We start from the raw sequence: 14,297 nt of genomic DNA on the forward strand, positions 1-14,297 counted from the left end.
GTGGACTTATCAATCTGTCCACAACGTACCAGTCTATTCAGAAACGCTTAAGTTATTGAACCGCCGTATACGGAACCGTACGTACGGTGGTGTGAGAGGCCGACCCGTTAGGGTCTCCTACTCGATTTTAAGGGCAGTTTAATTTAGACTGTTTGTAAATGGCATAGCTTCTATCTCACACTTACGCGCGCACTTTTTAATATTTAATTTCTATAATTCTTCTATAAAGCGATCAAATGCTGCTTGCCCTTTAGCACTACGCTTAAAGACGCCAGCATCTTCTAAGACACGGGCAAAAACATAACCAACTTCTTTTTGAACAATTGAATGGATATTTTCAGCAGTAAAGTTATATTTTTGTTTTAATTCATCAGCCCAAATTTGATGATAAGCCTTCATCTCGTTTGGTTGTTCAAGTAAGTACTTTTCGACCTCTACCAATTCGGTCTTTAATCGAGCTGGTAAAATTGCGCGGCCCATCACTTCAATCAACCCAATATTCTCTTTTTTAATATGCTGAACATCCTGATGTGGATGAAAAATACCATCAGGAAATTCTGCTGATGTCTGATTATCCCGCAAAACAAGATCTAATTGATAACCATTAGCTGAGGTACGCCGCACAATAGGTGTGATAGTGTGATGTGGTTCACCATTAATTTGTGCTCGAATCGACACACTAGGATCGGAATAGTTTTGCCAATGTTTTAAAATGTAGTCGCCACAATTGACGAGTGCCTGTACATCATTACTTTCTAAACGAATTACCGACATTGGCCACTTGACAATACCTGCTTTCATATTTGGAAAGGCGGTTATTTTAATTGGGCGGTCAATACTAGCTTTAGCCATAGGAAAATCATGACGTCCGCCTTGATAGTGATCTTGACTTAACATGGAGCCGCCGACAATTGGTAAATCGGCATTACTACCAACAAAATAATGTGGGAATAAACGTACGATTTCTAATAAATTACTGATTGTTGCCGCATCGATGTGCATTGGTCGATGCGCAGCGGATAAGAAAATACAATGTTCGTTGAAATATGCATAAGGTGAATACTGCATTCCCCAGGTTTCACCATTCAACATGACACGAACGATACGGTGGTTCGTTCGAGCAGGAAAATCTACACGACCAAGATAACCTTCATTTTCAATACTCAATTGATCTAAGGGATAATTTGTCTTGGGCTGTGACTTAGCCAGAGCAATCTCCTTTGGATCCTTTTCGGGCTTAGAAAGATTAATTGTAATTTCCAGATCACCATAAGCCGTGTTGACGTTATAACTGATATTTTTTGCAATTGCGGCCGTTTTAATGTAATTATTGGCCTTACTTAAATTGTAGAAATAATTTGTTGCTTGTTGCGGTTCAGCCTGATATTCGTCCCAAAAAACTTGATTGACTTTACTAGGTGCTGGCGTATAAAAGTTAGTCAATTGAGCTTCCAGAATATCTCGTGCCGCCGTTGTGTCCGTTATTTTTCCATTCATTACTGCTCGGGCAACTAAAGTCTGTGCCAGTGTTACGAGGTCAGTACCGTCTTCAAGTGTCGATAGTTGGTCATGCCCAACTAATGCGTAGATTTGATTAGTTAAGTAAATAAAATCCAAATTTTGATAAGTTTGTCCGGTAGCAATGATTGCATTAGCAAATTGTTGTGCTAAGTCTTGACTCATTTGTCATCATATCCATTCGGATGCGTTTCAATCCACTGCCATGCTGTTGCAATGATTTTTTCAACATCATCATAGTTTGGTTTCCAACCTAAAACTTGGCGTGCTTTTGTTGAATCAGCCACCAGAGTACTAGGATCACCGGCACGCCGTGGCGCAATTTCAGCTGGAATTTCTTTACCGGTTGCCTTGCGTGCGGCTTCCAAAATTTCTTTGTTTGAAAAACCAGTGGATGAACCTAAATTGAAAGCATCTGAATCACCGCCATCAATGAGGCGTTGAATGGCTAAAATGTGGGCATCTGCTAAGTCTACAACATGGACATAGTCACGAACATTCGTCCCGTCTTTAGTCGGATAATCACCACCGAAGATCTTCAATTGATCGCGTTTACCTTGAGCAACTTCTAAGATAATTGGAATCAAATGTGTTTCAGGATTATGATCCTCGCCAATTGTGCCGTCCGCTTTTGCGCCAGCAACGTTAAAGTAACGCAAGGCGATATACTTAATGCCGTATGCTGTATCACTCCACTTCATGATTTTTTCCATAGCTAGCTTACTTTCCCCATATGGGTTTGTAGGCACTTGGGGATCTGTTTCTTTAATTGGAACTTGTTTAGGTTCACCATAAGTTGCTGCTGTCGAAGAAAAGACAATATGGTTTACCTGGTGATCATGCATAGCTTCTAGCAGCGTAATCATGCCACCCGTATTATTATCAAAATACTTTAATGGTTTGGCCATTGACTCAGGGACAACGGAATAGGCGGCAAAATGAATGACACCATCAATTTTTTCTGCATTAAAAACTTGTTCTAAAAAGCCGCGGTCGCGAATATCGCCTTGATAAAAACGAGCCTTAGGGTTAACAGCATGCTTATGTCCGGTAATTAAATTATCAATGACGGCAACGTCGTAGCCCTTCTCAATTAATCGATCAACTGTATGTGACCCAATATAGCCAGCACCACCGAGAACTAAAATAGTCATATAAAAATTCCTCCTAATCTAAGCGATTACCTTTGGCCCATCCGCAATTTCGGCAATATAAAAGTCCGCATCATAACCCACTTTTGCTTTATAGTCTTGACTAACAGCAGTGACAAAAGTTTCAATGTCACTTGTCTTGACTAAAGCAATCGCACAACCACCAAAACCAGCACCAGTCATTCGTGCCCCTAAAGCACCGTGTGCCCAAGCAGAATGGGCAAGAGTATCTAATTCTACTCCTGTGACTTCATAATCATACTCTAACGAGATATGTGAAGCATTCATCAAATGCCCAAAGGTTTTTAAATCATTGGCCTTCAATGCCGTGGTTGCTAATTTTGTACGCTGATTTTCAAAAACAGCATGACGGGCACGTCTAATCAAGACTGGATCATTGACGGTATACATATATTCGTCAAATCCATCTTTATCTAGTGCGCCCAGTGAAGGGATAGCTGTCTGTTTTTGGATTAATGCCAGTGCCTTTTCGCATTCACCCCGGCGTTCATTATACTTTGAATCAGTGAGTTCACGCCGTTTATTGGTGTTCATGATAACGATTTTATATTGCCCAAGTTTGATGGGCACTAAGTCATAATCAAGTGTATTAGTGTCTAGTAAAATAGCATGGTCTTTTTGTCCCATACCAACGGCAAATTGATCCATGATACCAGAATTAACACCAATAAATTTATTTTCCACTTCTTGACCAATTTTGACAACTGAAATTTGATCAATATCAAAGTTAAATTGATCAGTCAAAATTTTACCAAATAACATTTCGATGGACGCTGAAGATGAGAGACCTGAACCGTTAGGCAAATTCCCATGAACACAAATATCAAAACCATGCGTAATCTTCAATCCGTGTTTTTCAAAGAAATAGAACATCCCTTTAGGATAGTTGGCCCAGGTATCAGATTTGTCATATTTTAGATCTTGAAGTGTAATTGTTTTGATGCCAGCTTCAGGAAAATTTTCGGAATAAAGACGAACTTGATTGTCATCTCTAGGGGCGACTGCAGCATAAGTGCCCAGACTAATCGCACAAGGGAAAACATAACCACCATTATAATCGGTATGTTCGCCAATTAAGTTGATGCGGCCAGGAGCAAAGTATTTTGCTGTTGGTTGCGTGGCGAAAACCTTTTCAAAATTTTTATCAAGCGTTTTCAAAATAGGCGCTGGTTGATAAATTCCACTCATAATGACACTCCTTTATTAAGTTTCTAATATTATCTTACCTTAATTTTATGATTAAACAAGTTTTTTAGTAAAATTAAGTAAAAACCGCTCTTCAATTAAATTGAAAGCGGTTTTCAATCGAAAAATATTTTTTAGTTTTTATGGCTTTCGGTTTCATCAGTACGCAGAATAGACATGAACGCTTCTTGAGGAATCTCTACAGAACCAACCGATTTCATTCGTTTCTTACCGGCTTTTTGCTTCTCCAGTAATTTTCGCTTACGTGTAATATCGCCACCATAGCACTTAGCTAAGACGTTTTTACGATAAGCTTTAATATTAGACCGTGCAATGATCTTATTGCCAATTGCAGCTTGAATTGGAATTTCAAATTGTTGTCTCGGAATGGTCGTTTTTAAAGCACTAACGATTTCTTTACCCCGTTCAAACGCAAAATCTTTGTGCACGATAGAACTCAGAGCATCCACGACCTCCCCGTTGATCAAGATATCCATTTTAACTAGGTCACTGGCGCGATAGCCTTCGATTTCATAATCTAAAGAAGCATAACCTTTGGTATTAGACTTCAAATCATCAAAGAAATCGTAAATTATTTCTGATAACGGGATATCATAAATAATATTCACCCGATATTTATCCAAATAATCCATTGTCACAAATTCCCCACGTTTACGTTGAGAAAGTTCCATTACTGGTCCAACATAATCATTCGGTACCATGATCTGTGCTTTAACATACGGTTCTTGAATTTCTTTGATTGAAGTAGCTTCTGGCATTTCGGCCGGGTTATCAATTACCTTTTTTGTATCGTCGGTCAAGATAATATGGTAATCCACAGCTGGCGCGGTCATGATCAAATCCAGATTGAATTCACGTTCAAGTCTTTCTTGGACGACATCCATATGCAGTAAACCCAAAAAGCCGCAACGAAAACCAAAGCCTAACGCTTTAGAGGTTTCTGGTTCAAACTCTAATGCGGCATCATTTAGCTGTAATTTTTCCAAGGCCTCTCGAAGATCATTAAATTTAGCATTGTCAACGGGATACATACCTGAATAAACCATTGGTGTGATCTTTCGATAGCCAGGTAAGGCCTTTTCCGCTGGTCGATCGGCTAATGTGATTGTGTCCCCAACACGCGTATCTTTGACGCTTTTAATACTGGCCGTGAGGTAACCAACATCGCCAGCTGATAATGTGGCTGTTTGAACTGCTTTAGGGGACATCACACCAACTTCAGTAACTTCAAATCTTTTCTGATTATTCATCAACTCAATGGTATCGCCAACTTTAACAAAGCCATCAATGACACGAATACTAAGGACGACCCCACGGTAATTATCATAAACCGAGTCAAAGATCAATGCTTTAAAGGGTGCGTTTACATCACCCGATGGGGCCGGAACTTCATGGACAATTTTTTCAAGTAACTCGGGAATGCCAATACCTTCTTTAGCACTAGCTAAAACCGCATCACTTGCATCGATCCCGATCATTTCTTCAATTTCTTCCTTGACTCGGTCAGGGTCAGCAGATGGCAGATCAATTTTATTAATGACTGGAATGATTTCCAAATCATTATCGACAGCTAAATACGCATTCGCTAATGTTTGTGCCTCTACCCCTTGAGCAGCATCCACAACTAAAATAGCCCCTTCACACGCTGCTAAGCTTCGAGATACCTCATAAGAAAAATCCACATGTCCTGGCGTATCGATCAAATGAAAAACATAAGTTTTACCGTCTTTAGCATGGTAATGGAGTTGTACTGCATTCAATTTGATGGTGATCCCACGTTCGCGTTCAAGGTCCATATCATCGAGAATTTGATCCTGCATCTCGCGCTGTGAAACTGTATCCGTCATTTCCAAAATTCGATCAGCAATTGTTGATTTACCATGATCGATATGCGCGACAATGGAAAAATTGCGAATCTCTTTTTGATGTTCGATCATCTCGTTACGATCCATTATGTTTCCTACCTTCTTTGACTTATCTATTAATTATAGCAAGCAAGAATTATGAATACAAACTGGTGCTGATACTAATGCTATTAAAAAGGCGAATTTCCAGATTAAGTTATAATCTAAAAATTCGCTAAAAATCATCTATAAGAATTGATTATTTTTCACCCTTAAAGGAGTCTTTGATTTTATTGAAAAAACCACCTTCTTGAGGTTGAACATGCTCACCAGATGCATTCATAAAGGCTTCTAAAGCTTCACGTTGTTTATTGTTTAATGACTTAGGGGTAACAATTCGGACCTTAACGTGTTGATCGCCAGCACCATTTCCGTGAAGTTTTGGCGCGCCTTTGCCACGCAGTCGGAACGAGGTATCTGTTTGTGTGCCAGCGGGAATCTTTAATTTAACTGGGCCATAAACCGTATCTACATCAATTTCGTCCCCTAATGCGGCTTGAACAAAAGAAATATTCAAGCTGGAATAAATTTCAGTGCCATCACGCGTAAACTGACGGCTTGGTTTGACCCGAAATACAATGTACAAATCCCCATAAGGGCCACCATTAGACCCTGCTTCACCTTGACCTTGCAAACGCATTTGTTGGCCATCATCGACCCCAGCAGGGACTTTGACTTTTACGCTGTGGCGTTCACTTTGATGGCCAGAACCATGACATGTTGGGCACTTTTCCTTAATTTCTTTACCAGTGCCACCACACACATCACAAACTTCTCGTGTCCGCATCATGCCAAGTGGTGTCCGGCGATCAACTTCCACGTAACCACTACCGTGACATTTGTGACAGGTCACCGGACTAGTGCCCGGTGCAGCACCACTACCATTACAGGTTTCACATGTTGCTTCACGATTATAAGAAATCGTTGTTGATTTACCAAAAATTGCTTCTTTAAAATCTAAATCCATGCGATATTGAAGATCGTTACCCTGTCTTGGTGAAGACGCAGATTGTTGTGCATTGCCGCCCCCAAAGAAGGAACTAAAGATATCGTCAAAGCCGCCAAAACCGCCGAAGTCACCGAAACCACCAGCGCCGCCAGCATTACCGGCACCGGCACCATCCATACCTGCATGACCATATTGATCATAGGCCGCACGTTTTTGAGGGTCACTCAATACTTCATAAGCTTCATTGACTTCTTTAAATTTTGCTTCTGCATCAGGTGCCTTGTTTAAATCAGGATGATACTTTTTTGATAATTTACGAAATGCTCTTTTGATCTCATCATCACTAGCATCTCTTGAAACACCGAGGACTTCATAGTAGTCTCTCTTTTCCGCCATGATTTGCCTCCTTAAAGGAAAAACTAAAGTCTGGAATAATATAACACAAATTCATACTATTCTGAAAATAATTTTCCACATGATTACAAAAATGACCCACCAGCAAAAGTCAGACATTCTGCTGATGGGTCAGCTTAGACGTGCTAGATGTCAACAAACTAAGCTTGTTTGTTATTTATCGTCTTTAACTTCTTCAAAATCACCATCAACGGTATCGCCATTATCACCTTTTTGATCAGATGAACCTGTCGTACCTTGTGCACCAGCCCCAGCAGCGCCTTGATTAGCACCCGTTTGTTGCTGTGCTTGTTGATATAATTTGACTGTCAAGTTTTGGATGATCTCATTCAAAGCATCCCGTTTAGCCTTCATGTCTTCAAGATTATTTTCTTGTTTGGCTTTTTCGAGGTCAGCTTTAGCATCCTTAGCTTTTTTAATTTCATCATCAGATACCTTACCTTCAACTTCTTTCAAAGTCTTATCGGTAGTAAAGAGCAATTGATCGACATCGTTACGTAAATCAACTTCTTCTTTACGTTTTGTATCTGCTTCTTCGTTTTCTTTAGCTTCTTTCATCATACGATCGATTTCTTCGTCTGAAAGACCTGAAGAACTCTTAATGGTGATCTTTTGTTCTTTCTTAGTCCCTAAATCTTTAGCCGAGACATTAACGATCCCATTTTTATCAATATCAAACTTAACTTCAATTTGAGGTACACCACGTGGTGCAGCTGGAATATCTGTTAATTGGAACCGACCAAGCGTCTTGTCATCAGCTGCCATTGGCCGTTCACCTTGTAATACGTGAATATCAACAGCTGGTTGATTGTCAGCGGCGGTTGAGAAGACTTGCGATTTACTCGTTGGAATTGTTGTATTCCGATCAATTAATTTAGTGAAGACACCACCCATAGTTTCAATACCTAGAGAAAGCGGTGTGACATCCAACAAAACAACATCCTTAACGTCACCAGTAATGACACCACCTTGAATTGCAGCACCCAAGGCAACGGCTTCATCCGGATTGATAGAATGATCTGGTTCCTTACCAGTCCAATCTTTTACAGCATCTTGGACTGCTGGAATTCGTGTTGAACCACCATTTAGAATAACTTTATCAATATCACTGTTACTCAACTTAGCATCTTTCAAGGCATTTTCTACTGGAATCTTAGTTCTTTCAACTAAGTCAGCCGTTAACTCATCAAACTTTGCTCGAGTCAAAGTTGTTTCCAAATGTAACGGACCATTATCGCCTGCAGAAATAAATGGCAAACTAATTTGGGTACTTGTGACACCAGAAAGATCTTTCTTAGCTTTTTCAGCAGCGTCTTTTAGTCGTTGCAAAGCCATCTTATCTTTGGATAAATCAATACCGTTATCCTTCTTGAAACCTTCAATCAACCAATCCATGATTTTTTGATCAAAATCATCCCCACCTAAATGGGTATCACCGTTGGTAGAAAGTACTTGGAAGACGCCATCGCCTAATTCAAGAATGGAAACATCAAATGTCCCACCACCCAAGTCATAGACCAAGATCTTTTCATCACTGTCAGCTTTGTCTAGGCCATAAGCTAAAGCTGAAGCTGTTGGTTCATTAATGATCCGTTCTACTTTCAAGCCAGCAATTTTACCAGCATCTTTAGTTGCTTGGCGTTGAGAATCGTTAAAATAAGCTGGGACGGTAATAACCGCTTGAGTGACTTCTTCACCCAAATAATCTTCAGCAAACTTTTTAATATATTGCAAAATCATTGCTGAAATTTCTTGTGGCGTGTATTCCTTATCGCCAGCCTTAACTTTATAATTGGCTTCACCCATATGACGTTTAATAGAAACAATCGTGTCTGGGTTGGTAATTGCTTGACGTTTAGCCACTTCACCAACTTGAATTTCGCCGTCTTTAAAAGCGACAACAGATGGTGTCGTACGTGCACCTTCTGGATTTGTGATAATTTTAGGTTCGCCGCCTTCAAGTACTGCAACGGCTGAGTTAGTTGTACCTAGGTCAATACCAATAACTTTTGACATATTACTTAACCCTTCTTTTCTTACAGATTAGTTACTGAGCAACAACAACCATAGCTGGTCGAATTACTCGGTCTTTTAATTGATAACCACGTTGATAAACTTGAACAACTGTATCCGCTTTTTGGGCTTCTGTTTTCGGCACTGTTTGTACAGCTTGATGTAGTGTTGGATCAAACTTTTCGCCCAATGCCTTAATTTCAGTGATGTGGTTATCAGTTAATGCTTTTTGCATATCTTTATAAACCATCTCAATACCCTTTTTAAGCTGTTGTCCACTATCATTATCCACTTCTACAGCTAAAGCACGTTCAAGATTATCAATTGCAGGCAAAATATCTTTAGCTAAACGTTGACCGTCATACTTTGCCAATTGCTCTTGTTCTTTTTTATGTCGATTGGACATATTTCGAATTTCAGCTTGAGCTCTTAAAAACTGATCTTCTAAAGCGTCGTATTTTGTCTGCAATGTTTTTAAAGCTTGATCCGTTTCCGATTGATCAGATGCCTTATCGGATGCAACGGCTTCAGTAGCTTTGTTCTTACTTTTAGAGGCTGTTGTATGTGTCTGCTCATTGGCAGCTGATTTTGCTTCAGGTTCTGGTTTGGACTTTGTTTTTTGTTGTTTGATTTGCGCTTCTGTCTCATCGGTTGATAAATCTTTTTCAGAAGGAAAATCAACTTTCTTCTTGTCAGCCAAGTGAAAACTCCTTTCTAATCATCGAAATTAGAATAATAATCGGTCAACCGTCTAGCTAATTCCTCACGAATCAAGTCTAATAAACCAATAATTCGGGAATAAGGCATTGTTGTTGGCCCTAATAATGCAATCACGCCACGACCGTGATCATGTACGTCATACGTTGCCGTTATCAACGAATAATTGTGTAGCGTTTGTGGGTGTAGTTCATTGCCCAAACGAACGATGATTTTACCATCCTTATCACGTTCGATGTCCGGCATACGTAACAACTGAGCTAAATCATCATTCTTTTCAAATAAATGATAAAGTGACTTTAATGAAGCAACATCGTTATTTGCGAAGTCCAATAGATTTAATCGACCGCCGACATAGAAACGATCAGACTCTGCTTGTTTAAGGACATTACCAAAAATATCCAAAAAACCATTAGGTGTTGTGACATACTTCATCAACATTTGCGGTACGTCGGTACGAATCCGTTTTGCAACGGTCGAAAGCGGCTGCCCCACAAGTTGATCATTAATGATTCGAACCGCTTTTTCCAAATCTTCACCAGCGACACTAGCAGGCAACTGAAAAATTTGATTTTGAATGGATCCTGTACTGGTAACCAAAATTGCCATAATTTGATGATTACCTAAGGGAACCATTCTAAAGCCATCCAACCGAATATCAGAAACATCCGGCCCTAAAGAAATAGCAGTGTAACTTGTTAACGTAGAAAGAATCATGGCTGATTGTTCCACGATATCATCAATCATTTGATATTGCTTATTAAAAGTTTGTTGAATCACAGCTAGATCACTTTGTGAAACGCCACTCGGCTCAAGCAAATGGTCCAAGTAGTAACGATAACCACTGGTTGAAGGTATTCGCCCAGAAGACGAATGCATCTTATCCAGTAGCCCCATGTCTTCTAATTTTGCCATATCGTTACGTATCGTGGCGGAGCTAACTTTGATCGGCAACTCATCCATCAAATGTTTGGAACCGACTGGCTGACCAGTTTCTGTAAAGATCCTGATGATATTCTTTAAAATAAGCGCCTGTCTTTGTGTCAGCATCAAACCACCTCTTTTAGCACTTAAAGACATAGAGTGCTAATACAAGATATAATATAGCAATCCCTAAAGAAGTTGTCAAGGAAATCACACGGAAACTCTGGAATTTTACACTTAAGTTTCGTCATCCAACAAGAATTCAGCAAAAACATTATTGCCAAAAAAACGGCTATCATGAGTTAAACATATATGTCCATTCACATCCACTAAAAGATGACGTTGAATTAAGTTTTTAACCGTGTCGCCATAAATTTCATCGATCGTATAACCATATTTATCTTGAAAATGTTGTTTGGAAACACCCTTATTTGTGCGTAAGCCTAAAAACATTTCTTCTTCAACTTGTTCTGAAAAAGGCACTAAATGATGCTCAAATACGGGTAATTTATGCTTGCGTAATGGTGCCATGTATTGCTGGATCGGTCCATTGTTATGATATCGATCACGGTCTAAATAGCCATATGCACCAGCACCAAAGCCAAAATAATGTTCATTATGCCAATACATTAAATTATGTTTAGATTCTTTGCCTGGTTTGGCAAAATTACTGATTTCATACTGGTTTAAACCATGTTTGCTAAATTCATTGATTGCTAGTTCATACATATCTGCTTCTGCATCTTCACTTGGTAAATGCAGCCGGCCTTGACGTTGAAGGTTATAAAAAATTGTTTTGCGTTCTAGGATCAGAGAATACGTGGCGTAATGTGGCAAGTCTAATGCAATTGCTTGCGCCAATGTCTGCTTAAAATCGGCCGTGTCTTGTCCTGGCAATCGGAAGATCAAATCAATGCTAATATTTTCAAAACCGACTTTATGTGCGTTATGGATCGCAGTCAGGGCATCTTGGGCCGAATGTTTGCGTCCAATTTTTTTAAGTACAGCATCATTAAACGATTGTACGCCAATACTCAAACGATTGACGCCATAAGTACGCATCACTTCTAAGCGTGTTGTATCCAATAAATTATTAGGATTACATTCAATGGTAAACTCGCCGCCTGATTTTACAGGTAGATATTTCTGGATGCCACTTAGTAAGTGCTCTAATTGCTGAGGACTAATACTGGATGGTGTGCCGCCTCCAATATAAATGGTGTCGATTGGCTCTTGGCGGTAATGGGCCATGGTCATTTTTATTTCACGTAGCAACAAATCAATATATTCATCAACCGGCTGGCCTTCAATGAACACTTTGTTAAAGTCACAATAATAACAAATAAAATCACAAAAAGGAATATGAATATAAGCTGCAGCCATGATCACACTTCTTTCTTAGGTTGCGTTGCAAAATATTTTTGTGTTGCTATTTTATCTTGATCGAGTTGCGCAACTAGTGCTTCTGCACCAGAAAATTTTATTTCACCGCGTAAATAATGGTACCATCGAATTTTAACTTGTTCACCATAAATAAATTCGTCAAAATCAAAAATATTAACTTCTAAAGTCAGTGTTTTGGTTTCATCAAAAGTAATATTATACCCAACTGAAGCCATAGCTTCATACCAATGATTATTCACGTTGATTTGAACGCTGTAAATACCAATACCAGGAATTTGTTGTGCTTGACTTGTGATTACATTGGCTGTGGGGTACCCTAACGTTCGGCCCCGGGCAAGGCCATGAACAACAAGTCCTTGAGTTTCATAAGTATAACCTAACAAGTGATTGGCTTCGTCGATTGCACCCGCACTTAATAGCTTTCGAATCCGGGTAGAACTAATTTTTAAGTCGGCATCATCTTCTTCTGATACGGTTTCAATTTCGAATTGATGGTGGCTAAATTTAGGCATCGTTGTCATGTTGGCTACCGCTTGCTTACCAAAGGTATAGTCAAAGCCAGCAACTACAAATTTTGCGTGTAATCCGATGATATATTGGTCGACAAACGCTTGCGGAGAGAGGTTGGCAAAATTTGACGTGAAATCTACAATATAAAAAATATCTACGCCCAACTGCGCCATTAATTCAGCTTTACGTTTTAATGGTGATAAGTACTGAATACCTTGAGGACCGACCTGCTCAAAGACGATAGCTGGATGCTGGTTAAACGTCATGACTGCCAAAGGCAAATTTTGTGTCTCCGCAATCTCCTTACCACGCTTAATAACGGCTTGGTGTCCTCGGTGCACACCGTCAAAAAAACCTAATGCCAAAACAATCGATTGATTAATTATTTTAGTGGTATCATACGGATGATGTAAATGAACAATTTGCATGATAAAACTCCTATCTCACGGGCGGATGCCTTCGTTTTCTAAAAACATGGACAGTGGCTTAAAAATATCATCGCGTTTCCTCTGATATAACGCCTTAATATGTTCTTGGTAAGTTAACGCAACCACAGCCTCAGTTTCTCCAGGTAATTCTAAAAAGCCACCGTTTTTGACACGTGACCATGTCTCGGTTGAAATTTCTATTTTAGGATAATCAGATAATGCATGATCCAATGGAAAAAGATATGATTCAATTTTCCCATCGGATACAGCCTCCGCAAATTCATTTAAGCGAATCGTTTGCGATATAGTAAAGCCGCCACTGGATTGTCGGGTTAACTGGGCCATTAATGCCGGTACACCTAATTGTTTGCCCAAATCAACCGCTAATGTCCGAATATAAGTACCTTTAGAGACCTCGGCTTCAAATTGAATTGTTTGCAGCCCACTATTTTCATCAAAAGCTGTTTGTTTAAAATCAAAACGATATATATGAACTGGTCGCTCAGGTCGTTCAACTGGTAGACCTCGGCGTGCATATTCATATAAGCGCATGCCATGTACTTTTACGGCTGAGTACATGGGAGGAATCTGAATCAAATCGCCAGTCAAAGCTTGCATAGCTGTTTTGATGCGGTTAATTTCAAAGGGCTTAGACAGAGGTTCACGTGCAATCAATTTACCTTCCAAATCTTCGGTCTCACTGGCCTCGCCCAAAATGATTTTGCCAGTATAAGTTTTCCCTTTGGTCATCAAATAATTGACAACCTTGGTCGTATTCCCCAGACAAATCGGTAAAACACCTTCGACGGCAGGATCTAAAGTTCCTGAATGTCCGACCTTTTTTTGATGGATAATTTTTCGAATTGCGGCGACACAATCGTGACTAGTCATGCCGGCTTCTTTATAAAGCGGTAAAATGCCGTCCATGTTTATGCTCCATTCTGATAAATTCAAATACTTATAGTATAACTGGATTCCTATGATAAGCCTAGGGTTTTCTACAATTTTACTTAATCGAGTAGGAGACCCTAACGGGTCGGCCTCTCACACCACCGTACGTACGGTTCCGTATACGGCGGTTCAATAACTTAAGCGTTTCTGAATAGACTGGTACGTTGTGGACAGATTGATAAGTCCA

11 protein-coding genes are annotated in these 14,297 nt (G+C 39.7%); all 11 read right to left on the minus strand.

Annotation, left to right across the window (positions count from 1 at the left end; genetic code table 11):
• Positions 1–210 precede the first annotated feature (210 nt).
• Positions 211–1,683 carry a UDP-glucose--hexose-1-phosphate uridylyltransferase gene (locus FHQ08_RS11790; protein WP_230914581.1) on the minus strand — a complete coding sequence of 491 codons (1,473 nt, stop codon included), beginning with the start codon at positions 1,681–1,683 and terminating at the stop codon, positions 211–213.
• Positions 1,680–2,672 carry a UDP-glucose 4-epimerase GalE gene (gene galE / locus FHQ08_RS11795; protein WP_230914582.1) on the minus strand — a complete coding sequence of 331 codons (993 nt, stop codon included), beginning with the start codon at positions 2,670–2,672 and terminating at the stop codon, positions 1,680–1,682. The genes FHQ08_RS11790 and galE overlap by 4 nt, the downstream gene beginning before the upstream one ends.
• A gap of 18 nt (positions 2,673–2,690) precedes the next feature.
• Positions 2,691–3,878 carry a galactokinase gene (locus tag FHQ08_RS11800; protein WP_230914583.1) on the minus strand — a complete coding sequence of 396 codons (1,188 nt, stop codon included), beginning with the start codon at positions 3,876–3,878 and terminating at the stop codon, positions 2,691–2,693.
• Between the two features lie 131 nt (positions 3,879–4,009).
• Entirely contained in the window at positions 4,010–5,848 is a 1,839-nt protein-coding gene (gene lepA, locus FHQ08_RS11805; RefSeq protein ID WP_230914584.1) for a translation elongation factor 4, read from the minus strand.
• 151 nt (positions 5,849–5,999) lie between these two features.
• Positions 6,000–7,145 (minus strand): molecular chaperone DnaJ, encoded by a 1,146-nt coding sequence (gene dnaJ, locus FHQ08_RS11810; protein WP_230914585.1) that lies wholly within the window; start codon positions 7,143–7,145, stop codon positions 6,000–6,002.
• A 171-nt stretch (positions 7,146–7,316) separates the two neighbouring features.
• On the minus strand, positions 7,317–9,179 hold the full coding sequence (gene dnaK, locus FHQ08_RS11815; RefSeq protein ID WP_230914586.1) for a molecular chaperone DnaK: 1,863 nt from the start codon (positions 9,177–9,179) through the stop codon (positions 7,317–7,319).
• 31 nt (positions 9,180–9,210) lie between these two features.
• Entirely contained in the window at positions 9,211–9,807 is a 597-nt protein-coding gene (gene grpE, locus FHQ08_RS11820) for a nucleotide exchange factor GrpE (RefSeq protein WP_407929217.1), read from the minus strand.
• An 83-nt stretch (positions 9,808–9,890) separates the two neighbouring features.
• Positions 9,891–10,943, minus strand: coding sequence for a heat-inducible transcriptional repressor HrcA (gene hrcA / locus FHQ08_RS11825; RefSeq protein WP_230914588.1), 1,053 nt, complete (start codon positions 10,941–10,943; stop codon positions 9,891–9,893).
• Between the two features lie 111 nt (positions 10,944–11,054).
• A complete protein-coding gene (hemW, locus tag FHQ08_RS11830) occupies positions 11,055–12,200 on the minus strand; it encodes a radical SAM family heme chaperone HemW (protein ID WP_230914589.1) in 1,146 nt (381 codons plus the stop codon).
• A gap of 2 nt (positions 12,201–12,202) precedes the next feature.
• Positions 12,203–13,159: a riboflavin biosynthesis protein RibF gene (gene ribF / locus FHQ08_RS11835; RefSeq protein WP_230914590.1), complete on the minus strand. Its 957-nt coding sequence runs from the start codon at positions 13,157–13,159 to the stop codon at positions 12,203–12,205.
• 15 nt (positions 13,160–13,174) lie between these two features.
• Positions 13,175–14,086: a tRNA pseudouridine(55) synthase TruB gene (truB, locus tag FHQ08_RS11840; RefSeq protein ID WP_230914591.1), complete on the minus strand. Its 912-nt coding sequence runs from the start codon at positions 14,084–14,086 to the stop codon at positions 13,175–13,177.
• Positions 14,087–14,297: the final 211 nt, after the last annotated feature.

The sequence above is a fragment of the Agrilactobacillus fermenti genome (assembly GCF_021030645.1).
GTDB classification, from domain to species: Bacteria; Bacillota; Bacilli; order Lactobacillales; family Lactobacillaceae; genus Agrilactobacillus; species Agrilactobacillus fermenti.